Annotated in this window: 19 protein-coding genes; 7 read left to right on the top strand and 12 right to left on the bottom strand. The window is 44.8% G+C overall.

The annotated features are described in order from the left end of the window. Positions 1-20: 20 nt before the first annotated feature. Entirely contained in the window at positions 21-4,097 is a 4,077-nt protein-coding gene (locus AOC33_RS00710; protein ID WP_089514693.1) for a YhdP family protein, read from the bottom strand. Between the two features lie 53 nt (positions 4,098-4,150). Here AOC33_RS00710 and glnE point away from each other — a divergent pair, with 53 nt between their 5' ends. After that, the gene (gene glnE, locus AOC33_RS00705; protein WP_089514692.1) at positions 4,151-6,946 is read left to right on the top strand and encodes a bifunctional [glutamate--ammonia ligase]-adenylyl-L-tyrosine phosphorylase/[glutamate--ammonia-ligase] adenylyltransferase; all 2,796 of its coding nucleotides are present in this window, start codon (positions 4,151-4,153) and stop codon (positions 6,944-6,946) included. Here the strand turns inward: glnE and recN are convergent. Then, complete coding sequence (recN, locus tag AOC33_RS00700) at positions 6,935-8,602, bottom strand: DNA repair protein RecN (protein WP_089514691.1); 1,668 nt, start codon at positions 8,600-8,602, stop codon at positions 6,935-6,937. The genes glnE and recN overlap by 12 nt on opposite strands. Before the next feature lie 2 nt (positions 8,603-8,604). Continuing rightward, positions 8,605-9,510 (bottom strand): NAD kinase, encoded by a 906-nt coding sequence (locus AOC33_RS00695; protein WP_089514690.1) that lies wholly within the window; start codon positions 9,508-9,510, stop codon positions 8,605-8,607. 43 nt (positions 9,511-9,553) lie between these two features. On the opposite strand from AOC33_RS00695, the gene hrcA reads away from it, so the two are divergent. The 5 genes from hrcA (at position 9,554) to dnaJ (ending at position 15,480) form a co-directional block, all read left to right on the top strand. Then, positions 9,554-10,579: a heat-inducible transcriptional repressor HrcA gene (hrcA, locus tag AOC33_RS00690; protein ID WP_219349889.1), complete on the top strand. Its 1,026-nt coding sequence runs from the start codon at positions 9,554-9,556 to the stop codon at positions 10,577-10,579. 9 nt (positions 10,580-10,588) lie between these two features. Further along, positions 10,589-11,680, top strand: coding sequence for a ferrochelatase (gene hemH / locus AOC33_RS00685; protein WP_089514688.1), 1,092 nt, complete (start codon positions 10,589-10,591; stop codon positions 11,678-11,680). Positions 11,681-11,767: 87 nt separating this feature from the next. Beyond that, complete coding sequence (gene grpE, locus AOC33_RS00680) at positions 11,768-12,331, top strand: nucleotide exchange factor GrpE (protein WP_089514687.1); 564 nt, start codon at positions 11,768-11,770, stop codon at positions 12,329-12,331. 77 nt (positions 12,332-12,408) lie between these two features. After that, the gene (dnaK, locus tag AOC33_RS00675) at positions 12,409-14,331 is read left to right on the top strand and encodes a molecular chaperone DnaK (protein ID WP_089514686.1); all 1,923 of its coding nucleotides are present in this window, start codon (positions 12,409-12,411) and stop codon (positions 14,329-14,331) included. Between the two features lie 9 nt (positions 14,332-14,340). Beyond that, positions 14,341-15,480, top strand: coding sequence for a molecular chaperone DnaJ (gene dnaJ, locus AOC33_RS00670; RefSeq protein ID WP_089514685.1), 1,140 nt, complete (start codon positions 14,341-14,343; stop codon positions 15,478-15,480). On the opposite strand, the gene panB is transcribed toward dnaJ, so the two are convergent. Genes panB through AOC33_RS00640 form a run of 6 tightly spaced genes read right to left on the bottom strand, consistent with a single transcriptional unit; the run spans position 15,477 to position 20,710 of the window. Next, positions 15,477-16,307: a 3-methyl-2-oxobutanoate hydroxymethyltransferase gene (panB, locus tag AOC33_RS00665; protein ID WP_089514684.1), complete on the bottom strand. Its 831-nt coding sequence runs from the start codon at positions 16,305-16,307 to the stop codon at positions 15,477-15,479. The genes dnaJ and panB overlap by 4 nt on opposite strands. Before the next feature lie 14 nt (positions 16,308-16,321). Beyond that, positions 16,322-16,825 carry a 2-amino-4-hydroxy-6-hydroxymethyldihydropteridine diphosphokinase gene (folK, locus tag AOC33_RS00660; RefSeq protein WP_089514683.1) on the bottom strand — a complete coding sequence of 168 codons (504 nt, stop codon included), beginning with the start codon at positions 16,823-16,825 and terminating at the stop codon, positions 16,322-16,324. A gap of 40 nt (positions 16,826-16,865) precedes the next feature. Beyond that, entirely contained in the window at positions 16,866-18,263 is a 1,398-nt protein-coding gene (gene pcnB, locus AOC33_RS00655) for a polynucleotide adenylyltransferase PcnB (protein ID WP_089514682.1), read from the bottom strand. After that, positions 18,260-18,940, bottom strand: coding sequence for a histidinol-phosphatase (locus AOC33_RS00650; RefSeq protein ID WP_089514681.1), 681 nt, complete (start codon positions 18,938-18,940; stop codon positions 18,260-18,262). Before AOC33_RS00650 ends, pcnB begins: the two co-directional genes overlap by 4 nt. 16 nt (positions 18,941-18,956) lie before the next feature. Continuing rightward, positions 18,957-19,715, bottom strand: coding sequence for a DnaA regulatory inactivator Hda (gene hda, locus AOC33_RS00645; RefSeq protein WP_180738068.1), 759 nt, complete (start codon positions 19,713-19,715; stop codon positions 18,957-18,959). Beyond that, positions 19,715-20,710, bottom strand: coding sequence for an AI-2E family transporter (locus AOC33_RS00640; RefSeq protein ID WP_089514679.1), 996 nt, complete (start codon positions 20,708-20,710; stop codon positions 19,715-19,717). Before AOC33_RS00640 ends, hda begins: the two co-directional genes overlap by 1 nt. A gap of 58 nt (positions 20,711-20,768) precedes the next feature. On the opposite strand from AOC33_RS00640, the gene purM reads away from it, so the two are divergent. Beyond that, positions 20,769-21,821 (top strand): phosphoribosylformylglycinamidine cyclo-ligase, encoded by a 1,053-nt coding sequence (gene purM / locus AOC33_RS00635; protein ID WP_089514678.1) that lies wholly within the window; start codon positions 20,769-20,771, stop codon positions 21,819-21,821. A 22-nt stretch (positions 21,822-21,843) separates the two neighbouring features. Here the strand turns inward: purM and miaA are convergent, their stop codons facing one another. From miaA to AOC33_RS00620, 3 genes are read right to left on the bottom strand one after another with little or no spacing between them, the layout of a single operon-like run. After that, positions 21,844-22,854 (bottom strand): tRNA (adenosine(37)-N6)-dimethylallyltransferase MiaA, encoded by a 1,011-nt coding sequence (gene miaA, locus AOC33_RS00630; RefSeq protein WP_245835555.1) that lies wholly within the window; start codon positions 22,852-22,854, stop codon positions 21,844-21,846. Between the two features lie 2 nt (positions 22,855-22,856). Next, positions 22,857-24,641: a DNA mismatch repair endonuclease MutL gene (gene mutL, locus AOC33_RS00625; RefSeq protein WP_089514676.1), complete on the bottom strand. Its 1,785-nt coding sequence runs from the start codon at positions 24,639-24,641 to the stop codon at positions 22,857-22,859. 17 nt (positions 24,642-24,658) lie between these two features. Continuing rightward, complete coding sequence (locus AOC33_RS00620) at positions 24,659-25,501, bottom strand: SirB1 family protein (protein WP_089514675.1); 843 nt, start codon at positions 25,499-25,501, stop codon at positions 24,659-24,661. Positions 25,502-25,505: the final 4 nt, after the last annotated feature.

Raw genomic sequence — 25,505 nt, 5'->3', positions numbered from 1 at the left:
AACTTGATATTAACTCTGATCTACTTTTTGGTGGGAGTTTGTTGCTTGAGTAAGGATTTATCCCTGATCTCTTTTAATTGTTTTTCATCCAATGGTTTGCCCTTGTTATCAAGTGCAATGATTTGAGGGTCTGCCCAAGTGCCTTGAACAAGATAATCTAATTGAAATAGCTTGCTGACTTCATCCGCAATTAAATATTGACCGACCATGGTGCTTAAACCAATGATTGGGTTGATGAAAGTGTAGGCCAAGGAAGCAGAGCCCGCATTGAAGTTGGGAACAACGGTTACTCGGATGTCTTGATTTTCTTGAAGTAAATCTGCTTTGCCAGTTAAGCGAATATTTCCTTGGGGTCCGCGCATGCTCAAATCTTTGATGTTGGCAATGCCATTATTAATAGAGCCTGTTGAAGTGATTCTGTCAAAAGGAGTTCCCTTGCTAACAATTGGTTTGAGTACGCCACCAATATCCAGTGTCGCAATTCTAGTTAAGCCTTGAAAGCTAAGAACACCTAGCAATCTTGCAACACCTGGATCAACTTGCAAAATCGTTCCCTTGATTAAATCTAAAGATAGTTCCGCATTCAAAGATTTGATGTCAAAGCTGTAGGGAGCATTCTCCCAATGAATTTGCCCCACCAGCTTTCCTGATCCATCATCAATTGCCTTGGGGAAGCCTAATTTAGATAAAAGTTTGCCGGCATTGTTGATGTCTAACTCAAAATTCAATTCTGTTTTGCCGGCATTCAATTGTTTGGTTTCTTTCGGAAGTGTCCATTTGCCAGTTGCATTAATTTGGGCATCAGCCGTTTTTAAAGATAACTTTTCAATTTTCCAGTCATTTTTATCATTGCTGGCAATTAGTTCCATTTGCCCATAAGACTTATTATTAAAAATAAGCTCATCAGATTGAATATCTAAAGCCGGAATTTTTTGAATGCGTTTGTTGACACTCTTGGTAACGGTATCGCCAGACTCGGTATTCTCAATCACCAACTGCTGGAGGCGTGCAGTTAGCTTTCCTTGAGGGAAACCTGCTCGGGCTGATTTCCATTGCACCAGACCCTTAGCAACCGGCGATTGAATGCTGGCATGCCACTGTTCTTTATCGTGAGTGGCTTGTATTGCGACGTTTTTGAATGACTTATCAGCGAGCTTTAGATTTTTAATGTTCGCTGAAACAGTATCAACATCAAAATCTGAGCTTGGTGCAGCATTGGCGCTCGCCTTTTTTGGTGATTCTGGGAAGTTTTTATCCAGCCAACCTTGCCAAACTGATACATCTAGCTGATCCAAAACAATCGTGCTTGAAAAACCTTTTTGAGGCACGTAACCAGGGGTGTTGATGCCAACGCCAAGACGTAATTTTTGCTTGTCACCGAAAACAAACTTTGCATCTATGAGTTTGCCAACTTTGAACTGGCCTGAGGTCGCCTTATCTGAGCTCTCACTTAAATTACTTAAATTAAATTGACCGGTGAGTGCCTGACCAGATTTTTTATTGAATGGGGCAGGGAATAGAGAGTTGAGTTGGTCGAGCTTGAGGCCTAAGTCTAAAAGATAGCCTTGGGAGCGAACGGCCAGTTTGCCATCATAAGCAACCAAGCCATTTAACTGGGCTTGAATTTTCTTGATTTCAGACGAGTCTGAAGTATTCAATGCCTCGATCAATTGATTGATATCAACCTTGCCAGACACTTTCATTTCTGATGATGATTGCCATGGTAATTTGCTGGCGTTATCAATCAAAACTTCTCCGCCCAGTAATTGAGCTCTTAAGTTACGACCAAGGATGTTTTCTTCAGAAAACAAAATGTCGCCAGTTATTTCTTGCACATCGAGCTTTTGATTGATTTTGGCTTGATTTCGATCAAGCTTCACTTCACCTTGTAATTTGGTTTTCTTGGTGTCATTAAGGGGCATATCAATATTAATTTTTAATTGAGCATTGCCAGAGATCTCAATTTTTTTACTGGCCGCCTCTATGCTTTTTCCAGAAGGGCTATCAACGTAGTACTTGAGTAACTCTTGACTGGATCCTTTAGCCACACCGTTGATTTTTAATGTTGCCGTTGGGCTGACGATGTTTTCAATCACGCCTTGAATATCACTCAATTGAACGCTTTCAAAAGAAGCGCTTTTTAAATCAAGCTGAAGTTTCGGGCCTTTGAATAAAACAGTGCCATGCACATCTGAAAAGTCTGACCATTGCCCTTGTTTCTTGTCGTTAGCGGGTGCTGGCGAGTATTGCACTTGTTCAATTGGTAAGTTGAGCTCAAAGATGCCCGGAAACTTTGTGTCAAATGGGATGTGCAGTGGATCTCCGTGAATATGGATTTGACCATTGCGAACACGACCTTCTTTGAGAGCTGCATTCAAATAAGTTCTTGCGCTCTTAGACATCTCCAAGGGGAAGTACCTGGTCAAGTTCTTAACTTGGGCTTCTTGGATATCTGCTTTGATATAGAGATCAGCGGGTGTTTTAGCGGTTTTTGATTTGTAATTTGCATCAAAAATCAAATTTACCGAATCATTTTTTAGTTTGAGCTTACTGATTTGATATTCCAAGCCAGCATCTTTTTTAAGCCATTTAACTTTTCCTTCGATCAAGTCTAGCGCAAGGTTGTCGTTTTCTAAAATTTGGGGAAGGGTGATGAATGTGTCTTCGCTATCAAGGATGAGCTCGCCACCAAGTTCGGTTGCGTAGAGCCTACCTGTTAAATTGGCGATTGAAAGAAGACCTTGTTTCTCTGGCTTGAGATAGGCATTTTCAAAATTAAATGAAAGTTTGTAGTGAGATTGATTGAAGCCTGGAATTTTTATATTGAACGGTAGCTTGCTCGCCTCTGCATGCCAATTTGCATCTAGATTTTTCAATATCCCTGAAGGTTGGTATTGCTTGATGAATTCAGTGATGTCTTTGGGTAGTGGGAATTGCTTTGCCAGTTGCTCAACAAGATTGATATCAATTTCATCGGCTTTAACTCCCGCATGAATGATGGCATCAATATTAGCTGCCATATCCCAGTACACGCTGATGCCATTTAATTCTTTTGATGGGGACTTGTCAGTCACTTGCCATTTGAGCAATGGCGCGCTGATAGACATTCTTTTGCCGGAGGTTGTTTGTTTTAGTTCTGTATCTACTCTTGCGATCTTGAGTGGAGCACCTAGGCGTGGCCATTCAATGTGAAGATTCTGCGCCGCAAGTTTTGTTAGGCCGCCATCTAATGCGCCACTGTCAATATAGGTATGTCCTTGAGAGTTAACCTGACCAGAAATAACGTCAACGGGGCTGTCAAATAATTGGTTGATCTTGGCGAGGTTCAGTTCATTGATTTGCCATTCAAGTCTGCCGATCCAGTTTTTCCAGTTGCCTGCATTGCCCAAAAAGCTGTGTCTGAAGTCAGCTTTGATGGATGCTGTATTGGCATTCCATGGCGTTTTGAGGTTTAAATCAATGGTGTGTTTGAACCAAGAATTTTTTAATGTAAGAGATTCAATGTCTATTGAATATTGACTACTTTGAAAGCGTTGATCTAACCAATTAATTTTGGCGTTTTTAACTTCAAGACTGTCTTGCTCAAATAACCAATTACCAAATTTATAACCAGCCGTTGATTGATCTAACTTGATGCCTGCAATATTCCAGTTACCTTTTGAATCACGTTGTATCTGAATCAAGGCATCATCAAAGCTCAGATCATGAAAGTGAGGCTCTAATTTCCAAAGAGTTTCCCAGGATAACTTTCCGGTTACTTGAGGGATGCTTAGTTTGGGTGTGTTGGATTCGCCAAGTTCATAAAGCTTGATATTGTCAACTTTGAATGCTGGCCAAAGAAAATCCCAACTGGTTTCAATATTTTCAATTTTTAAATTGACGCCCAGTGTTTGACTGATCGCCTGTTCAAATGAAGCCTTATTTTTTTCAACTTGTGGCCAAAGATAAAAGCGAGTCAAAGCATGGGCTGCAATGAAAAGTAGTGCACTCAACAAAAGAAGCCATTGGGCTCTTTTTTTCCAAATGGCAAGACTATTCTCGTGAACTTGAAGTTTACGGATGCTTTCCAGAGGGTTGAATTTGGGTAACCATGACATTTTTATAATTATGCTGTAGCCGAGCAGGTATTGATAGCGATAACATGATACCTATGACAACAATTCACCCTAAACTTTCTACTCTTTTGGATCATTCAGCCTATGCTGTGCGTTGGCTAACTGCCCGCCCAGAATGGTCCTCAGAAATTGGAGAAATGGCCGCCAGCCCTGTGAGTGAAGCTGTGATTGAAGGTTTGCTCAAGGCAGCAATGCCAACTGAGCCAGATCATGCTCAAAGTATTGATGATTTGGCTGCTAATTTACGTCTAGCGCGCCAAAAGTTTATGTTGCTGATCGCTGCCCGAGATTTTAATGGCACAGCTGATGTGCAAGAAGTCACTCAAGCCATGAGTTGCTTTGCTGAAAAGGTCACTGCAGTGGCTATAGAAGCCATTCGTCAAGACATCAAGCCCACGGTGGGTGAGCCCTTGAACCAGCAGGGTGATTACTCGCCCATGTTGATTGTTGGCATGGGCAAATTAGGCGGGCGTGAGCTCAATGTTTCATCAGACATTGATTTGGTCTTTTTGTACGAAGAAGATGGTGAAACCCAAGGCGGCTCAAAAAGTATTTCTCATCAAGAGTGGTACACCCGTGTTGGCAAGCGTCTGATTGCCTTGTTGAGCGAATTAAGGTCTGAGGGTTTTATATTCAGAGTCGATATGCGTTTAAGACCCAATGGCGATTCCGGTCCTTTGGTGTGTAGCTTAGGGATGCTGGAGGAGTACTTCTGTGTTCAAGGGCGTGAATGGGAGAGATACGCCTGGATCAAGGGGCGCATGATTTACCCCTTGCCTGACATGCCAGCCTATGAACGTTGCCAAAAAGGCCTACAAGATTTGGTCAGGCCGTTTGTCTACAGGCGCTACCTTGATTTTGGGGTGATTGCAGCGATCAGAGAGCTGCATGGACAAATTCAGCAAGAAGCTGAAAAGCGGAGCCTGTTACACCCAGAAAGAGCGGCGGATGTGAAGTTGGGGCGTGGCGGGATTCGTGAAATTGAATTCATGGCCCAAATGTTTCAACTGGTGCGAGGCGGTCAAGATCCAGGGTTGAGGATTCGCCCCACCTTAGAAGTTTTAAAAGCTGTGTTTGAGCGCCAGTTAATTGGACAGGTAGAGCTTGATCAACTCACCAATGCCTATCTCTACCTCAGAAAATTAGAGCACCGCTTGCAATATTGGGAGGATGCTCAAACACACCATCTTCCAGGGGATGACGCTTCGCAACAAAGGCTTGGTGTTGCGATGGGGCATGCGAGCTTGGATGAATTTAAAAAGCAATTGGCCGAACACAGAAATAATGTCGCGACATTATTCGCTAATGCCTTCGTATTGAAAAAGCATCAAGCAGAGGTTGATTCAGAGGGGGTCAATCTTGCGGTATGGTCGCCACCCGCCGACTATTCTGCTTTGACTGAAAAATGGAGTGAGTGGTGGGGGAGTGCGCGCTGGCGCTCTTTATCAGACTCATCCAGAAGAAAGTTCACGCAATTGATGTCTGCAGCGGCGAGTTATGTCGAACAGCAAGACTGGGGATTATCAAGATCTGATGAGGTCATGGTGAGAATGATGAATTTGCTAGATTCAATTTCTAGGCGATCATCGTATCTTGCCCTGTTGAGTGAGTACCCTCATATTCTGAGTAGGCTCATCGCATTAATTTCTGCCTCTAAGTGGGGAACTGACTATCTGATCAAGCACCCGCATTTGTTGGACGATCTTTTGACTGGTCAAGGTCAATACACTCCAGAAGATCATCCTGCGGTTTATTGGGCGAAGCTCAAAGCGGACATCAATATTTTGTTAGACGACGCCATGGACAATGGTGACCAAGCTGAGCAAGCCATGGATATTTTGAGGCAAGTTCACCACACTGAGACATTTCTGACGTTGTTAGCAGAATTGGGCATTGGACGAAATGAACCATTACCGATTGAAAAAGTGAGTGATCGACTTTCCGCCTTGGCTGATTTGATTCTTGGTTTAACTCTGGAAAGAGTTTGGCCAATGGTGGCGAAAAAGTTCCAATTAAACGAAGTGACCCCACCTGCCTTTGCAGTGATTGCTTATGGCAAGCTAGGCGGCAAAGAGTTGGGATACGCATCAGATTTGGACATCGTGTTTTTATACGATGCTCCAGAGTCTGATCAAAATGCGGGCGAAATTTATGCTTTCTATGCAAGACGTTTGATTGCTTGGCTCACTGCATCAACTTCAGCCGGTATTCTTTTTGAAATCGACACTCGTTTAAGACCGAATGGTGCAGCTGGATTGTTGGTGACCAGTATTGACTCATTCAGACGTTATCAATTGCGAGAGGGAGATAACTCCGCCTGGCTTTGGGAGCATCAAGCTTTAACGCGCGCTCGTTTTTGTGCTGGTGATATTGCGATTGGTGAGAAGTTTGAAAAAATCAGATCTGAAGTGTTGGCGCAAGAAAGAAATGAAGCTTTGCTCAAGCAAGAAATTCTAGACATGCGTCAAAAAGTCAGTGAAGGCCACCCGAATGACTCAGGCTTATTTGATATCAAGCATGACAGCGGTGGCATGGTTGATATTGAATTCATTGTGCAATATTTGGTGTTGCGTTTCAGTGTGGGTCATCCAATACTTTTGGGTAACTTGGGGAATATTGCTTTGTTATCTCTCGCCAGCGAAGAAGGTTTGATTCCAAGCGAGCAAGCATTGCAGGCTGCGAATGCTTATCGGCTTTATCGTGAATACCAGCATCGCATCAGATTGGATGGCGCTGATAAGACCAGGGTGTCTCAGGATGAGATGGATGCCGCTTTGGTTGAGTCGCGAGATTGCGTTAAGAAGCTTTGGGAAAAAGTTTTACTTACCTAGTAGCTCTCGGGCGTGACGTCTGGTGGTGTCTGTGATTTCTGCGCCACCAAGCATTCTTGCAATTTCTTCAACACGCTCTTGCCTGCTCAAGATTTGCATGCTTGAAATGGTCACGTTATCTTGGCTTTGCTTGGCAACTTTCCAGTGTTGATGTCCCTCTGCGGCTACTTGAGGCAAGTGGGTGACACACAAGACTTGATGTGCTTGCCCCAATTCTTTTAAGCGCTTACCCACTGTTTCAGCAACTGCGCCACCAATTCCAGAATCTACTTCGTCAAAAATCAAAGTGGGGATTTGGCTTGCTTCAGAAGTGATCACGCTGATGGCCAAACTGATTCGAGCCAACTCACCACCAGAAGCTACTTTTGCCAGCTGCTTGGGTGTTGCGCCAGGATGCCCCGCGACCAAGAATTCAACTTGCTCTAAACCATGAGCATTGCCTTCTTCAAGCCCTTCAATTTGGATTGCAAACACTCCGCCAGCCATGGCCAAATCTTGCATGGCTGCGGTGACCAGTGTTTCTAATGTTTTTGCTGCTGCGATTCTTTCTTGGCTTAACTTTTTGGCACTCTTTGAATAGGCTGCCAAAGTTTTGCTGAGATTTTGCTCAAGAGCACCCAAGTCTTGTGAGTTTTTAATGGCAGTGACTTGCTCTTGAATCTCTGCCCATTTTTCTGGGAGATCGTTCGGCATCACTTTGAATTTTTTAGCAGCGCTGTGCAGTGCCTTGAGTCGTTCTTCAACGGTGGCTAGGCGCTCAGGATCGACATCTATTTTTTGTAAATAGCGATTCAGGCTGTGACTTGCTTCGCCAATTTGTATTTGCGCAGATTCAATGGCGATTTTTGCATCTTCTAAGTTGCTGTCAAGCTTTGCTAGATCGGCAATCTCATGAAATGCTTTCGAGAGCAATTCTTCTGCATTGCCTTCTTGATCTTGGAGCGCTTGTATGGCGTTTTGAGAGCCCTCAATGAGTTTGGCTGCATTCGCTAAGCGCGCATGGTCTTGCTCAATCTCTGCCCACTCACCAGCTTGTGGTGCCAGCGCATCTAATTCTTCAAGCTGCCAAGCCAAACGCTCTTGCTCTTTTTGTAAGTTCTCACCAGCGTTCTTTGCAAGCTCTAGTTGCTTCTTGGCTGTTTGCCAGGCTTGATAGAGTTGTTTGACCTCTGCAACCAGTCCATCAAGATTGGCTTGGTTGTCTAAAAGATCTCTTTGGGCGCCAGACTTAAGGAGTAATTGATGTGCGTGCTGTCCATGGATGTCAACCAAGAAGCTTGAGAGTTCTTTGAGTTGACTCAGGGTGGCTGTGCCACCATTGATAAAAGCCTTGCTGCGCCCTGTGGTATCAATCACTCTTTTGAGAATGATGGTTGCGCCATCGTCTTCGGCAGAAAATTCTTGTGACTCTAGCCATGAAGAAATGGTTTTTTTAAGAGGATCATTCAAAGAAAAAATGGCAGATATCTCCGCACGATTTTTTCCTTCTCTGATTTGGCTTGGGTCTGCTCTCTCACCCATTGCCAGCGAAAGGGCGTCGAGCAATATAGATTTACCTGCGCCAGTCTCGCCAGTTAAAACTGTGAAGCCACTTTCCAAGTCGATGTCTAGTTCATCGACAATCACAAAGTCGCGAATATATAAGCTACGTAACATGGTTAGAAAGAAGAGGGGTGTTCGTTCCAGTGCAGCTTCTGTCGAAGAGCTCTGTAATCGCTGTGATCAATTGGATGAAGCAGCGTGATTGTTTTTTGAGATTGTTTGATTTTAATCTGATCGCCCACTTGAAGTCGGGTCAGCGATTGCATGTCAAAGTTAACGCTGACATCTTTGCCGCCAACCAATTCAATCTCAATCAATGAATCGCTGGGCAAAACAATGGGGCGATTGGATAGGGCATGAGGCGCAATCGGCGCCAACACCACCCCTGCAACTGAAGGATGAAGGATCGGACCGCCTGCAGACATTGCATAGGCAGTTGAACCAGTTGGTGTCGCCACAATCAAACCATCCGACCGTTGGTTGTACATGAACTGACCGTTCACGCGAACAGTGAGCTCAAGCATGCCCGAGATACCAGAACGATTCACAACAACATCATTCAAGGCTGAACCCGTACCAATGATCTGATCATTTCTGTAAACCTCTGCTTCAAGCAGATAACGATTGTCAGACTCATAGTGACCTTTGAGCATTTCAGTTAAAACCAATTCAACATCTTGAAGAGGAATGTCAGTCATGTAACCAAGCGTTCCCATATTGATACCTATCAAAGGAACGTCTTGACCTGCAATTTGTCTTGCGATGCCAAGCATGGTGCCATCACCACCCAGAACAATCACCAAGTCAATATTCGATTGAAAGTCTTTGGCAGCAACACTCGAAATTTGAGTAATCGTTGTGTTTTGGGCTGTTTCTGCCTCTAAAAAGACCTCGCATCCCAAGTTTTTAAGGATGTTGGCGAGGTTCAAAAGCATGTGCGCAAAGCCATCTGCCTGGTATTTGCCTACCAAGGCGATTTTTTTAAAATGTCTCTGAGCGCTTTTTGTCTTAAGATTTGACATGTTGATGATTAAACCATAGCCCCAATAGCCCTACAATTGATAAATGATGGATGACCGTTCAAAAAGCCTACTAAAAACCCTGATTGAGCACTATATCGCCGACGGCCAGCCCGTTGGCTCTCGCGCTTTGTCTAAATTTTCAGGTTTGGATCTATCGGCTGCGACGATTCGCAATGTCATGGCTGATTTAGAGGAGATGGGTTTTGTGGCCAGTCCGCACACCTCTGCCGGTCGCATCCCAACGCCTAAGGGTTATCGACTCTTTGTCGATACGATGCTCACCGTGAAGCCAGTTGAAGAAATCATGGCTCATGAAGCGCAAGATGCTATTCAGGCAGATGCTCCACAAAGAGTGGTGGCGGCAGCGGCCCAAGTTTTATCAAATTTATCTAATTTTGCTGGGGTGGTCATGACCCCAAGGCGTTCAGAAGTTTTCAAGCAAGTAGAGTTCTTGAGATTGTCAGAGAAGCGCGTGCTTTTAATTCTGGTGACGCCTGAGGGTGACGTTCAAAACAGAATCATTCTGACTGAGCGAGATTACGGCCCTTCAGAATTGATTGAGGCCAGTAATTATTTGAACAGTCAATTTGCGGGGCTGAGTTTTTTTGCGGTTAAAGAGAAATTGCGTCAAGAGTTAGAGGGTATCCGCTCAGGCATCTCATCTTTGATGGAAGCTGCTTTAAAAGTGGGCGCAGAAAATGCCAAGCCTGATTCAAACATGATCATCTCTGGCGAGAGACGTTTGTTGAACGTTGGTGATCTTTCTTCTGACATGGTCAAGTTGAAGCAGTTGTTTGGCATGTTTGAAGAGAAAACTGAATTGCTTCAGTTATTGGATGTGTCTTCTCGAGCTGAAGGTGTTCAAGTATTCATTGGTGGTGAAAGTGAGTTGGTGCCCATGGAAGACATGGCAGTGATCACAGCACCGTACAGTGTGGATGGCAGGATTGTTGGTACCTTGGGAGTGATTGGCCCAACCCGTATGGCCTATGAGAGGGTGATACCGATTGTTGATATCACGTCAAAATTACTATCAAGCGCTTTGAGTAGCGGCATTTTTAATAAGTGAGGAAGTTTTATGGCCATTAGTCGCCAAGCGCAACGCACAGCAGTTTTGTTGATTAACTTAGGTACGCCAGATGCTCCTACTGCTGCAGCTGTGAAACCGTATCTCAAACAATTTTTATCTGACCCACGCGTGGTTGAAATACCTAAAGTTATTTGGTGGTGCATTCTGAACCTGATTATTTTGCCGATTCGTTCAGGTGCTTCAGCAAAAAAATATGCCAGTGTTTGGATGCCTGGTCCTGATGGTGGGGCGCCATTATTGGTGCACTCAAAAAATACGGCCAAAGCCTTAGAGCAGAAGTTCATTGCTCAAGGCAAAGATGTCTTGGTGGATATTGCGATGCGCTATGGCAATCCAAGCATGGAGTCAGTTTTGAAGAAACTTGAAGCGAAAGGCATGGAAAGATTATTGATTTTGCCTCTTTACCCACAGTATTCGGCAACCACCACAGCATCAACCTTTGATGAAGTTTTTAGAATCGTGAGTGGCTGGCGTAATCAGCCAGAGCTTCGATTGATCAAGCACTATCACGATCACCCAAGCTATATCAACGCGCTCAAAGAGCAAGTTGAATGGTATTGGCAAAGTCATGGTCGCCCTGACTTTGCCGCTGGCGATAAATTATTATTTTCATTCCATGGTGTGCCCAAGAGAACTTTAGATAAGGGTGATCCTTATCACTGCGAATGTCACAAAACAGGACGTTTACTCCGCGAGGCATTGGGTTTGAATGCTGAGCAGGCGATGGTGACTTTCCAATCACGTTTTGGTAAGGCTGAGTGGCTAAAGCCATACACAGCTCCAACGGTTGAATCATTGGGTCATCAAAAAACTCGTCGCTTGGATATTTTCTGCCCAGGTTTCCCTGCTGATTGTTTGGAAACATTGGAAGAGATTGCCATGGAAGTTCGTGATGAATTTTTGACAGCCGGTGGTGGTGAGTATCACTACATTGCTTGCTTGAATAACAGTCCAGCATGGATTTCTGGTTTGGCAGAAATAGCGAATGATCACTTAGGTGGTTGGCCGCAGGTGCCAGAGTCAGAACAAGCCTTGGCTTTGAGCATGCAAAGAGCGGCGGCATTGGCTGATAAAAAATAAAGATAAATCAAAGATAAAGTGAAGATAGGGCCTTGAAATTTCATTTTTAGGCCCTATATGGTCATTTATTACACGAATAAATGACTTATGAGCCAAGATAAAAACCAAGAAATACCTTCGTCTGCACAAGAAAATACTCATGAAATCAATGAGTTGAATCAGGCTGCCGAAGCATCAGATCCATCCAATGTCCCTTTGACGCCGGAAGAAATCATTTTGGCCTTAGAGGCTCAAATCAAAGAGTTTCAAGACCAATTTTTACGTGCCAAGGCTGAAGTAGAAAATGCCCGCAGACGTTCTATGGAAGATGTGGCCAAAGCCCATAAATTTGCCATTGAAGGGTTTGCTGAGAATTTATTGCCTGTTTTGGATAGCTTGAACGCTGCCTTAACAGACAGTGGCGCAGACTCTGCCAAGATGAAAGAGGGCATCGAGTTAACGCTCAAGCAATTGGTTTCTGCTTTGGAAAAAGGCAGGGTTCTAGAAATCAACCCAGTTGGCGAGAAATTCGATCCTCATCGCCATCAAGCCATCGCAATGGTTCCTCATGAACAAGAGGCCAATACTGTTGTGACTGTCTTGCAAAAAGGCTATTTGATCGAAGACCGCGTTTTAAGGCCTGCTTTGGTGACCGTTAGTCAGCCCAAGTAAGCACAAGTAAACCAGGCCTTGAAATCACATCATTCATCCCCAAATTACATACATAAAACAATTTTTAGGAGTTAAGCATGGCAAAGATCATCGGTATTGACTTAGGAACAACCAATTCGTGCGTTTCAATTTTGGAGGGTAATACCCCTAAAGTGATTGAGAACGCAGAAGGTGCGCGCACAACCCCTTCCATCATTGCTTATATGGAAGACGGTGAAATCTTGGTGGGTGCTCCTGCTAAACGCCAATCTGTGACGAATCCACGTAACACGCTATACGCGGTGAAGCGTTTGATTGGCCGCAAGTTTGAAGAGAAAGAAGTTCAAAAAGACATCAATTTGATGCCTTACACGATTGCAAAAGCTGATAACGGCGATGCATGGGTTGAGGTGCGTGGTAAAAAAATGGCCCCTCCACAAATTTCTGCTGAAGTTCTTCGCAAAATGAAGAAGACTGCTGAAGATTACTTGGGTGAGGAAGTCACTGAAGCTGTGATCACTGTGCCTGCGTATTTCAACGACAGCCAACGTCAAGCAACCAAAGATGCTGGCCGTATTGCTGGCTTAGATGTTAAGCGCATCATCAACGAGCCAACTGCAGCAGCACTTGCCTTTGGTTTGGACAAGCAAGAAAAAGGCGATCGCAAGATTGCTGTTTATGACTTGGGTGGTGGTACGTTTGACGTATCAATCATTGAGATTGCTGATGTCGATGGTGAAAAGCAATTTGAAGTGTTGTCAACCAACGGTGACACATTCTTAGGTGGTGAAGACTTTGACCAGCGCATCATTGATTACATCATTGATGAGTTCAAAAAAGAACAAGGCGTGGATCTTTCAAAAGACGTATTGGCTTTGCAGCGTTTGAAAGAAGCTGCTGAAAAAGCAAAAATCGAATTGTCATCAAGCGCTCAATCAGACATTAACTTGCCATACATCACCGCTGATGCATCAGGTCCTAAGCATTTAAACATCAAAATGACTCGTGCCAAATTAGAGTCTTTGGTGGATGACTTGATCGCACGCACGATTGATCCTTGCCGCACAGCCATCAAAGATGCTGGCGTTGCTGTGGGTGATATTCATGATGTGATCTTGGTAGGCGGTATGACCCGTATGCCTAAGGTTCAGGAGAAAGTAAAAGAATTTTTCGGTCAAGAGCCACGCAAAGATGTGAACCCAGACGAAGCTGTTGCTGTCGGCGCTGCGATTCAGGGAGCGGTTTTATCAGGCGATCGTACCGATGTGTTGTTATTGGATGTAACACCTTTGTCATTGGGTATCGAAACTTTGGGTGGCGTGATGACAAAGATGATCACAAAAAATACCACCATCCCAACCAAGCATGCTCAAGTGTTCTCAACTGCAGAAGATAATCAACCTGCGGTGACCATCAAGGTTTTCCAAGGTGAGCGCGAGATGGCTTCTGCGAACAAAGTCTTGGGTGAGTTCAACCTAGAAGGTATTGCTCCAGCATCACGTGGCACGCCACAGATTGAAGTGTCTTTTGACATTGATGCTAACGGTATTTTGCACGTGGGCGCCAAAGACAAAGCAACTGGTAAAGAAAACAAAATCACCATCAAGGCCAATTCTGGTTTGTCTGAAGAGGAAATCCAACGCATGGTGAAAGATGCGGAAGAGAACGCAGAAGAAGATAAGAAGTTGCGTGAATTGGTGGATACAAAAAATACAGCCGAAGCTTTGGTTCATTCAACCAAGAAGGCCCTTGAAGAGCATGGCGCTTCTTTAGAGGCTGGTGAAAAAGAAAAAATTGAAGCGGCCATGAAAGACTTGGAAGAAGCAGCTAAAGGCACTGACAAAGATGCCATTGCTGCCAAAACTGAAGAGTTGGGCAAGGTTAGTCAGAAGTTAGGTGAAAAAGTGTATGCTGCCATGGCTGAAAAAAACCAAGCAGCTCAAGCTGGCGGTGATAATGCTAAACCTAAAGACGACAATGTCGTTGATGCAGAATTCAAGGAAGTAAACGACAAGAAGTAAGGAATAGTTTTGGCTAACAAGCGCGATTTTTATGACATTCTGGGGGTAGCTCGGAATGCCACTGACGAAGAGATCAAAAAATCTTATCGTAAGTTGGCAATGAAGTATCACCCAGACCGTAATCCTGATAGCAAAGAGGCTGAGGATAAATTCAAAGAAGCCAAAGAGGCTTATGAGATGCTATCTGATCCTCAGAAGCGCGCTGCCTATGATCAATATGGTCATGCTGGTGTCGATCCTAATATGGGCGGCATGGGCGGTGGCCAAGGTTTTGGCGGCTTTTCAGATGCCTTTGGCGACATCTTCGGAGATATCTTCGGTGGTGGCGCTGCGGGTGGTCGCGGTGGCCGTGGTGGACCTCAGGTCTATCGTGGTGCCGATCTTCGCTACAGCATGGAAATCTCGCTTGAAGAAGCTGCTCATGGTCACGAGACGCAGATCAGAGTCCCAAGTTGGTCTAACTGCGAACATTGCGGTGGAGAGGGTGCTGAGCCAGGAACAAAAGTTGAAACATGTGGAACTTGTCATGGCGCTGGCCAAGTCAGAGTTTCTCAAGGCTTTTTTTCTATGGAGCAAACTTGCCCGCGATGCAATGGATCGGGGAAACACATTCCTAAGCCATGTAAAAAATGTCATGGCGCAGGTAAAACAAAATCTCAAAAAACACTCGAAGTCAAAATCCCTGCGGGTATTGATGATGGTATGAGAATTCGTTCGACTGGCAATGGTGAGCCTGGCGTGAATGGTGGCCCAAGCGGTGATTTGTATGTTGAAGTTCATATCAAAGAACACCCAGTGTTCGAGCGTGATGGCGATGACTTGCATTGTCAAATGCCGATTTCATTCATTGATGCAGCTTTGGGTGGTGAGATCCAAGTCCCAACGCTGTCTGGCAAAGCCAGCTTCGATGTTCCAGAAGGAACTCAGAGCGGTAAGACATTTAGATTGAGATCAAAAGGCATCAAGAGCTTGAGAACATCTTTACCCGGTGACTTGTACATCCATGTTCAAGTAGAAACACCGGTGAAGCTCAATCAAGAGCAAAAAGATATCTTGAAGAAATTAGATGAAAGTTTGAAATCAGGCGGTGCCAAACACAATCCTCAACAAAAGGGCTGGGTGGATCGCGTGAAAGACTTCTTTAATTAAGTAGATTTAAAGCAGTGCTCAGGACCGGGAAATTTCCCGGTTTTGACTTCTTGGATGTAGGATTTGAATGCAGCCTCTATTGAGCTTTGTCCAGATAAGAAGTTTTTAACAAATTTAGGACTTCTTCCTGGAAATGCACCCAACATGTCATGCATCACCAGCACTTGACCAGAGCAATCAGGTCCAGCACCGATGCCAATGGTTGGAATTTGAATTGCGTCCGTCACTTTTTTACCAAGCTCTGATGGAATGGCCTCTAAAACTAACAGTTGGGCTCCTGCCTCTTGCAGTGCTTTGGCATCATTGATCAACATCTGCGCTGATTCTGTCGATTTGCCTTGTACTTTGAAGCCGCCGATGGTGTGAACTGACTGAGGAAGTAAGCCCAAGTGAGCTGAAACTGGAACACTTCTCTCCACTAAAAACTTCACGGTTTGGGCAAGCCAAGCCCCACCTTCTAATTTGACCATGTGAGCACCAGCTCTCATCAGCTCTGCCGCGTTGAGCATGGCTTGTTCAGGTGTTGAATATGATCCAAAAGGCATGTCAGCAATCAAGAAAGCAGATTCTTGTCCTTTGGCGACGCAACTGGTGTGATAGACCATGTGCTCAAGTGTCACTGGGATGGTGCTGGATTCACCTTGAACAACGTTGCCCAAAGAGTCGCCAATTAAAATCACATCAATACCAGCTTGATCCATGAGAGCTGTAAAGCTTGCATCGTAAGCAGTTAAAACAGCGATTTTTTCACCTGCTTGACGCATTTCTTGAAGTTTGGAAATGGTCACAAGTCCACGCGTGGTGGCTGATTCTTGTAAATAACTCATGTGTATCTTGCCTTTTAAATATGCTGAGTAGGGCAATTGCACCCTTGCATCCTGTTAATTCTTTGATGCTCAACATTTGGTATGTATTTCGTTAATTTACCAAATCCGGGCAAGTCAATATCCGGAGCAATTTCTAAAAGGGGAAAAAGAACGAATGATCGTTCGATCATGCGCGGGTGTGGAATCGTTAATCTTTCGTTTTGGATCGCTAAATCATCGTAAGCCAAAACATCTAAATCAAGTGTGCGTGGGGCATTGATATAAGGACGCTCTCTACCAAAAGTATTTTCAATGCTTTGACAGATAGACAAAAGATCATCAGGAGTTAGTTGAGTTTCAATTGAAATGACTGCGTTGATGAAATCAGGACCTTCGGCACCAACAGGGGCGCTCTGATACATGCAGCTGCGCGTGAGTATCCGTAGCTCAGGATGTTGAGCTAAACAAACAATGGCGTCTTTGATGAATTGCTGCGTATCACCAATGTTGCCACCAAGACCAATGAAGGCCAATGCCATTGGAACTCCCTTTTCAATATAGCTGTACTTTATCGTTTTTTTAATTAGTTTGCTCGACTGCTGGTTTTGCGGCTTTTGAGCGGGTTCTGCGACGTCTTTTTTTAGGAGCCGATGACGTTCCGGCCGCTTCAGGGGTATTTTTAACCTGTAGCATCAAATCTGCCCTTAAGAAATCGTCGCCTTGCCAAAAGTCAGTCCACCATTGGCCGATTTCAGCATCAATTTCATTGGTTTGACAGCGCAGCAATAAGAAATCGTAAGCGGCTTTGAATTTTGGACTTTCAACCAGGCGATAAGGGTATCGACCCACACGCTTTTCTAAGCGGGGTTGCATGGTCCAAATTTCTCGCATGTCAGCTTCGTGTCTTCTTTGCATGCCCAAGAATTCTTTTTGACGTTCAAAGACCTGATCGATGGCAGCATGTAATGCTGGAACCGCTGGCATGGAAGTGTTTTCAAAATTGATCCATGCTTCTTGTACGTCATGCCAAAGAAGTGTGGCGAACAAGAAACCTGCAGACACTGGTTTGCCAGATTTGATTCTTTCATCAGTGTTTTCTAGAGACTTCTTAACAAAGGCAGTTCTATCTTCGTCACTCAAAATGACCTCAATGAGGGGCAGTATTTTGTGATGTAAACCGACTTTTTCTAATCCTTCAATCGAAGCCCAGGCGTGACCGGACATGAGTAATTTAAGAATCTCATCAAATAGTCGTGAGCTTGGCACGTCCTGAATTAAATCGCCCAATTGCTCGATGGGGGCAAGAGTTTCTTTTTCAATCACAAAGCCAGTTTTGGCAGCGAATCGAATGGCTCTTAGCATGCGAACAGGGTCTTCACGGTATCGCTGAGTTGGTTCGCCAATCATTCTGATAATTTTGGCGTTTAAGTCTTTCATGCCGTCGTGATAATCCAACACGACTTCAGTTTGCGGATCGTAGTACATCGCATTGATGGAAAAATCTCTGCGTGTGGCATCTTCTGCTTGATCGCCCCAAACGTTGTCTCGAAGAATTCTGCCGCTGGCAGCCACATCGGCTTGATCAGCTTGAGCATGCGCTCTGAACGTAGAAACTTCAATGATCTCAGGGCGCTCTTTGCCGTAGAAGGTAACGTGCACAATCTGGAATCGTCGACCAATCAATCTTGAACGACGGAATAGTTTTTGAACTTGATCAGGGGTGGCGTTGGTCGCCACATCAAAATCTTTGGGTGCAATACCTAGGAGCAAGTCACGCACCGCTCCACCCACGATGTAAGCGTCATAACCAGCGTCTTGAAGGACATGGGTTACTTTGACAGCATTCTTTGAAAGTAACTCAGGATTGATTCGATGAGTGCGCTTATTGATTTTTTGCGCCATCAGCGCATGACCATGGATCAGCTTCTTTTGCCCCGTTGGCTTTTTTAGAAGTTTATTGATGAACCGACGAATCATGCAAATAATTCCAAAATAGGCCACTGATTTTTTACTGCATGCTCACGCAGTCTGGCGTCCGGATTGGTTGCCACTGGGTGAGATGCTTTTTCAAGTAGGGGTAAATCATTGATGGAGTCTGAGTAAAAGTAACTGCCCTGCACAGCGCTTAAAGATAGCCCTTGATCTTTGAGCCATGCTTCTAAGCGAGTGACTTTACCTTCTTTAAAGTTAGGGAGACCTAAGACCTTGCCTGAAAAGTTGCCAGTCATGGGATCGCCAATCACCTCGGGTTCAGTGGCAATCAAGTGATCAATCTGAAATGCAGCAACAATGGGTCTTGTCACAAAGCTATTGGTGGCAGTGACAACGCAACACAAGTCGCCTGCATCTTGATGACGTTTCACCAAATCAAAAGCACTTGGTTTAAGTTGAGGTTGAATCACTTCTTTCATGAATTGAAGATGCCATTCATTTAACTGGGCTCTTGAGTGTTCTGATAAGGGCTTTAGAGCAAACTCAAGAAAAGCATAGATATCTAGGCGACCAGCTTTGTAGTCAGCGTAAAAGCGTTCGTTTTGCAAAGCGTAATAATCAGAGTCAACCACCCCAATTTTGGCTAAAAATCTCCCCCATTCATGATCACTGTCAATGGGCAATAAGGTGTGGTCTAAGTCAAATAAGGCAATTTGTGTCATCTATGTCACATTATGCTCAATTTTTTTGAGCAAGCATTTCTTTCAATAATGGCAGAGTGATGGCTCTTTTGGTTTCAAGAGAGTAATTATCCAGAGCTTCAAGCAAGGACATCAGGCTTGGCATGTCGCGGTGAAAGTGCTTCAAGAGCCAAGGAGCAACTTCACTGGAGATTTGTAAACCTCGTTCAGTGGCGGCTTGCTGAAGTGCTTGTAATTTTTCAGAATCAGACAAGGCGTGCATCTGAAACACCAAACCCCAGACCAAGCGAGTTTTTAAATCTTCTCGTATGTGTAAATTCGAAGATGGCGCAAGACTGGTCGTGATCAGGTGTTGATGACTGGCTTCGCGAATCAAGTTGTGAAGTCTGAATAAGGCGCCTTGAGCAAATTCACTCAGATGGTCAATATCGTCAACACACAGTAAACCTGGTGCTTGATTGTGTTCAACTAACATATCTGCGCAGGCGCGCCATTCATCCATGCTGCTGTCGTGGTTGAGCAAATAAGCACGAATGCCCAACTCAGAAGCTTGTAATTGAAGGGCTGATAAGAGGTGGGTACGACCAGAGCCACTAGCGCCCCACAAATGAATCATCTTTGAATCAGTGCTTAATGCATTTTTCTCTGAGGGGGCTTGCTGCCATTTACCTTGAATATCTTTTAAAACGGCGATTAAATTTTCATTGCCGGTGGCAATGAAGTTATCTAGCGTTGGCTTGGGTGTGTGACCAAGATCAAGCGCTATTTGGCGAGGCAGTGACGGCGATTGAGACACTAAGACTGACCTCTGTACCAAGATGAGTTTTTATAGAAGATCATCAAGTGACGTCCTAAAACCAGCACGATGGCACTCATTGGAAGGGCCAAGAGAATTCCGAAGAAGCCAAACCAGCCACCAAAAAGAATCAATGCAAACACCACCAAGACTGGATGTAAACCAATTTTCTCACCCACCAATTTAGGTGTGAGGAAGAAGCTTTCAATCGTTTGACCAACGATATAAAGCGCGAGCACGGCCAAAATGCTGACCCCTGTCTCAGCCTGCAATAGAGCCGATAGTAGTGCCAAGATCAGTGCGACACCGTAACCGATATAAGGGATGAAGATGGCAAGACCTGTGAAGAGGCCCAGTGCAATTGCACCAGTCACACCTAAGAAGTAAAGACCCATTGAGTAGTAAACAGACAGTACTGCAATCACCAAGAGTTGACCTCTTAGGTATTGAGATAAGAGCTCGTCAATCTCTACCAAAATTTGTTTGGTTTGACCAAGCCATCTCGGAGGAATCATCGGGCTCATCTTTTTGAAAAAATCTTCCCACTGAATGATCAAGTAAAAAACCACAAAAATAATCAAGACAAGACCAACGATGCTGCCAATGATGGTTTGTCCAGAATTTAAAACTGTTGATAAACCATGGCTGATCAATGTGTCGGCATTGTTTGATAGGTGAGCGCTGACTTTGGTTTGAATCGTCTCTTGGATTTTTTCCAAATCAAAGCCAAGTGCCAGACTGTCCAGCCAAGGTTGGGTGAGTTTATGAATTTGTTCAAGCCAGGTGGGTAATTGCTGTCTTAAGGCAGGCAATTCTTTTTGTAAAACACTTAAAAAAAGCACCATCAAGCCAAAAACACCTAAAAACCCGATTAAAACGGTCAAAAATGCTGAAACGGTTTTATGGGCTCCCAAGCCTACAAGGCTCTTGTACAAAGGCCTTAAGACGTAAGCCAAGATAAATGCAGCCAAGAAAGTTGTTAATAAAGAAGCCATAGGTTTAGCGTATCCACTAGAATTCTAAGATTCTACTGATTCAAATACATTTATAGCCATGTCTGATCAAAATTCTTCTAAATCTCAAGGTCTTTCTTACCGCGATGCGGGTGTTGATATGGAGGCCGGTGACGCACTGGTTGAGCGTATTAAGCCGATGGCAAAGAAAACCATGCGCGAAGGTGTTTTGGCGGGCATTGGTGGCTTCGGAGCTCTTTTTGAGGTGCCTAAGCGCTATAAAGAGCCAGTCTTGGTATCTGGCACCGACGGAGTTGGCACAAAGTTAAAACTCGCTTTCGACTGGAACCGTCATGACACAGTTGGCCAAGATTTGGTGGCCATGAGCGTGAATGATATTTTGGTACAGGGCGCCGAGCCACTATTTTTCTTAGATTACTTTGCTTGCGGTAAGTTGTCTGTTGATACAGCTGCAACAGTGGTGGGTGGTATTGCTCAAGGTTGCGAATTGGCTGGTTGCGCACTGATTGGTGGTGAAACAGCAGAAATGCCTGGCATGTACCCAGAGGGTGAATATGACTTAGCGGGCTTTGCTGTCGGTGCGGTTGAGAAGTCAGCCATGATTGATGGCAGAAGTATTCAAGCAGGCGATGTTATTTTAGGTTTGGCATCAAGTGGTGCTCACTCCAATGGCTATTCTTTGATCAGAAAAATCATTGATCGTGCTGGTGCAAAAGCCAATGATGATTTCCATGGTCAAAGCATGACAGATGTTGTGATGGCGCCAACCCGTATTTACGTTAAATCAATGTTAGCTTTGATTGCAAAAATCAAAGTGAAGGGCATGGCTCACATCACTGGCGGTGGTTTGGTTGAAAACGTGCCGCGCGTGTTGCCTGAAAACACCCAAGCTGTTTTGCACCGTGATGCATGGCAGTTGCCGCAACTGTTCCAATGGTTGCAAAAGAATGGCGGCGTTGAAGACGCTGAGATGCACCGCGTGTTCAACTGCGGTGTTGGCATGGTGGTGATTTTGAGTGCCTCAGATGCAAAAGCTGCCAAAGCGCAACTTGAATCAACAGGTGAGACGGTCTATGAATTAGGTGAGATCGTTGAAAGACCTGCTGGCGCACATCAAACCATCGTTATCTAATTCAAGATTTAGATTATTTGAATTAAATCATTTGATAGTGAGCAAGTACATCTTGCTCACATTTCTTCATTTGACTGCTGTCTAAAGAGTCAACCACTTCTTTTGTTTGCATGCCTCTCAACCAAGTTAATTGGCGCTTGGCCAATTGTCTTGTGGCAGCAATCGCCTGATCTTGAAATTCTTGAAAAGTGAGATTGCCATCCAAATAATCCCAAGCTTGACGATATCCCACGGCTCTCATGGATGGTAAGTCTGGATGTAAATGGGGATTTTGATGAAGAACTTTCATTTCATCTAAAAAACCTGCGGTCATCATGATTTCAAAGCGCTTTGCAATGCGGTCATGAAGTACTGAGCGATCGCTTGGTTCAATTGAAATTAAACGAAGATTGATGGGGGTATTGTGATCGAGGCTGCCATCATTGCTAACACTGGCGCCACCGTCTCCTCTGCCACTGTCTTTCGGTTGCTCTTGAAGCCACTCAGACATCGGCTTACCACTTTGTAAATAAATTTCAAGGGCTCGTTGCACGCGCTGAGTGTCATTTTTCTCGAGTCGTGCAGCAGTTTCTGGGTCAACTTCTCTTAGTTCATCATGAATCGCTGGCCAACCAAGTTTGGCTGCGCGCGACTCAATGTCTGCGCGGATTTCTGGGGAGGCGGCTGGCATATTGGATAAGCCATGTGCAAGTGCGCGCCAGTACAACATCGTGCCACCAACAATCAATGGGATGTTGTTTCTTGCGCGTATCTCTTTGAGCCATTGTTTGGCATCATGCGCAAATTTTGCTGCTGAATAAGGATCTTCTGGTTCGGCAATGTCGATGCCATGATGACGCACTTCTTGCATTTCAGCTTTACTTGGCTTGGCAGTGCCAATGTCCATGCCCCGATATACCAAGGCTGAATCCATGCTGATGATTTCTATGGTTTTGCCAAGTGATTTTGCTGACCGGGCGATGGCCATCGCCAGTGAACTTTTGCCACTGGCCGTTGGGCCAACGATGGTGATGACTGCTTGATCAGGTGTCACGATCAACGGCCACGCAGAAATAATTTATCCAAATCTTGAATGCTCAACTGTATCCAAGTGGGGCGTCCGTGATTGCACTGATCAGCTCTTTCGGTTTGCTCCATCTGGCGCAGCAGGGCATCCATTTCGGTCAGGGTCAGTGTGCGGTGTGCTCTAACAGCCGCATGACAAGCTTGCGTTGCTAGGCGTTCATGTTGAGCGGCGTCGACCACTGCTTGAGATCCTGTTGAATCCAAATCATTTAAAAGGTTTCTCACCAAGCTGATCGGCTCTGCTTTTTGCAACAGTGTTGGAATGGTTCTGATCGCCAACTGAGTCGGTGATAGGGTTGCTACATCAAAGCCTAATTGATTCAGTGTGGTGCGATGTTCTTGTGCCTTACCAACTTCTAATTCTGAGGCGTGCATCACCACAGGAACCAAGAGTTGTTGAACCTTGATGCCTGATGCCAAATCTTCTTTGAGTTTTTCGTACAAGACTCTTTCGTGAGCCGCATGCATATCAACCAAGACCAAGCCAAATTTATTTTGAGCCAAGATGTAAATGCCATGGATTTGAGCCAGCGCATGACCCAAGGGCAAGTCATTATTTTCGGTTGGGGCCAGGTGATCAGTTGGACGATTATTCAGTTGAATAAAAAAGTTATCAATTTCACTTTTGCTGCTTTGGCTTAAAGGTAGGTTCTGGTTGCTGAAAGAACTTACAGAATTCACATAACTTGTAGAGCCAGCGCCAGATGCTTGAGCAAAGCTATAGCTTGGAGTGTATTGGGTGGATGGGTCTGTCGATTGACCAGCGGCAGTGCCAAGAGCGTGTTGGATCGCTTTGTAGATGAACTGATGAACGGCGCCACCTTCTCTGAATCTGACTTCAGTTTTGGCTGGGTGCACGTTCACGTCGACCAATTGAGGATCAATCTCTAATGAGAGCACCACCATTGGTTGGCGATCGCCATGCAGAACATCTTGATAGGCGCTGCGAATCGCGTGCTGAATCACTTTATCTCTGACAAAGCGACCATTAACAAAGCTGTATTGTTGATCTGCCCTTGCGCGACTGGAGGTTGGTTTACTGATAAATCCTCTGACCGTTAAAGGGCCTGAGATATGTTCAAGGGCAATCTTAGAGCTCTGAAATTCTTGACCGAGGATCGCGTCCACGCGTTGTTCAATATTGCATGATGCCCAACGCTCGATCACCTTACCGTTGTGCCAAATAGCAAAACCAATGTCTGGGCGAGATAAAGCAATTCTGCGAATCAGTTCCAGGCAATGGCCGAGTTCAGTCGCACTACTTTTTAAAAACTTTCTTCTGGCTGGGGTGTTGAAATACAAATCTTGAACGTCAACGGTTGTGCCGATGGGACCAGAAGAGGGGACTGCATCACCCATGGTTTGACCACCATTGACCTGAATTTGCCAAGCATGATCATCTTCGCTGGTTCGTGTGGTGATACTGAATCTTGATACCGATGCAATTGATGCGAGCGCTTCACCTCTGAAGCCCAAGGATATGACTGATTCGAGATCTGCAAGTGAAGTGATCTTGCTGGTGGCGTGACGCTGAATCGCAAGATGAAGTTCTGTGTGGGCAATGCCTGAACCGTCATCTTGAATGGAGATTCTTTGGCAACCGCCTTCTTCCAATCGAATCGTGATGGCTTGAGCGCCGGCGTCAATGGCGTTCTCAAGAACTTCCTTCACCACTGAGGCTGGTCTTTCGACCACTTCGCCTGCTGCAATTTGACTGATCAGCGTGTCCGGCAGCGCGGCGATGACTTTTCTCATAAAGCAATCAGATTCGTTTAATGGTGACGATGCTGTTCTTCAAGCTCAATGATCTGTGCTCGAATTTCATCTAGGTCACTGGCTTCTTCTGTGCCATCCAAATACGTTTGCATGTCTTCAATGGCAGGTCTGATGTAATCAAGTTGTGCCAATGCAATCCCGCGGTCTCTGATTTCTTCTAATGCATCTGGAAGCAAAATAACCAAGCGCTGCTGAACGCCTAAAAGTCTTTCCCATCTCTCTTGTTGTGTGTAGATGGCTTTTAGGTTGCGCAAAAAACGGGACAAGATTTCTCGTGAGCTCGACGATCTTAAAAAGGCACTCAAAGGCAGTTGATACTCGCCACGATATCCTTGAGCATCCAAATATGGATCGAGCATTTGTTGCAGTTCTTCTTTGGACAGAGAGGTTCCAGTCAAAGGATCAAGGATCACTTCGCCCTGAGGCAAAGATAGGCGAACCATGAAATGGTTGGGGAAAGAAACGCCTTTGATGTTCAGGCCAATTTGTTGCCCAATCTCCATGAAGACCAAAGCCAAAGAAATCGGAATGCCTCTTCTTGTTTCTAAAACACTGTGCAAGTAAGAGTTGTTTGGGTCGTAATAGTCATTGCGGTTAGGCCCAAACCCCAACTCTTTATAAAAGAAGTTTTTTAAGATTTGTAACTTCTGAATCCCGGCCATTTCATGAGTGACACGTTGCTTGAGTTTGTCACCCAATAAGTCTAATTCATCAAACACATGCTGAACCACTAAATCTGGGTATGCGTGTTGAGCAATAGCAATCGCTGATTCTGTCAGTGGGAAATGATCGTCCTCTGAAACCAATGAAGCAAAGTAATCAAGTTGTTGTGTTGGCATAGTT

Origin of the sequence: Polynucleobacter cosmopolitanus, from assembly GCF_002224225.1 — a bacterium.
In the GTDB taxonomy this organism is placed as follows: Bacteria; Pseudomonadota; Gammaproteobacteria; order Burkholderiales; family Burkholderiaceae; genus Polynucleobacter; species Polynucleobacter cosmopolitanus.
The sequence above is the reverse complement of the archived record's forward strand: the minus strand, read 5'-3'. Positions and strand labels throughout refer to the sequence as shown.

Excerpts from the sequence above, each read along its gene's own strand:
- folK (WP_089514683.1), bottom strand. The coding sequence starts at position 16,825 with ATGGCATTGGCCTTCATTGGTCTTGGTGGCAACATTGGTGATACGCAG.
- panB (WP_089514684.1), bottom strand. The coding sequence starts at position 16,307 with ATGAGTTATTTACAAGAATCAGCCACCACGCGTGGACTTGTGACCATT.
- hemH (WP_089514688.1), top strand. The coding sequence starts at position 10,589 with ATGGCCATTAGTCGCCAAGCGCAACGCACAGCAGTTTTGTTGATTAAC.
- AOC33_RS00640 (WP_089514679.1), bottom strand. The coding sequence starts at position 20,710 with ATGGCTTCTTTATTAACAACTTTCTTGGCTGCATTTATCTTGGCTTAC.
- recN (WP_089514691.1), bottom strand. The coding sequence starts at position 8,602 with ATGTTACGTAGCTTATATATTCGCGACTTTGTGATTGTCGATGAACTA.
- AOC33_RS00620 (WP_089514675.1), bottom strand. The coding sequence starts at position 25,501 with ATGCCAACACAACAACTTGATTACTTTGCTTCATTGGTTTCAGAGGAC.
- hrcA (WP_219349889.1), top strand. The coding sequence starts at position 9,554 with ATGATGGATGACCGTTCAAAAAGCCTACTAAAAACCCTGATTGAGCAC.
- pcnB (WP_089514682.1), bottom strand. The coding sequence starts at position 18,263 with ATGATTCGTCGGTTCATCAATAAACTTCTAAAAAAGCCAACGGGGCAA.
- AOC33_RS00695 (WP_089514690.1), bottom strand. The coding sequence starts at position 9,510 with ATGTCAAATCTTAAGACAAAAAGCGCTCAGAGACATTTTAAAAAAATC.
- purM (WP_089514678.1), top strand. The coding sequence starts at position 20,769 with ATGTCTGATCAAAATTCTTCTAAATCTCAAGGTCTTTCTTACCGCGAT.
- dnaK (WP_089514686.1), top strand. The coding sequence starts at position 12,409 with ATGGCAAAGATCATCGGTATTGACTTAGGAACAACCAATTCGTGCGTT.
- AOC33_RS00650 (WP_089514681.1), bottom strand. The coding sequence starts at position 18,940 with ATGACACAAATTGCCTTATTTGACTTAGACCACACCTTATTGCCCATT.
- mutL (WP_089514676.1), bottom strand. The coding sequence starts at position 24,641 with ATGAGAAAAGTCATCGCCGCGCTGCCGGACACGCTGATCAGTCAAATT.
- glnE (WP_089514692.1), top strand. The coding sequence starts at position 4,151 with ATGACAACAATTCACCCTAAACTTTCTACTCTTTTGGATCATTCAGCC.
- grpE (WP_089514687.1), top strand. The coding sequence starts at position 11,768 with ATGAGCCAAGATAAAAACCAAGAAATACCTTCGTCTGCACAAGAAAAT.
- AOC33_RS00710 (WP_089514693.1), bottom strand. The coding sequence starts at position 4,097 with ATGTCATGGTTACCCAAATTCAACCCTCTGGAAAGCATCCGTAAACTT.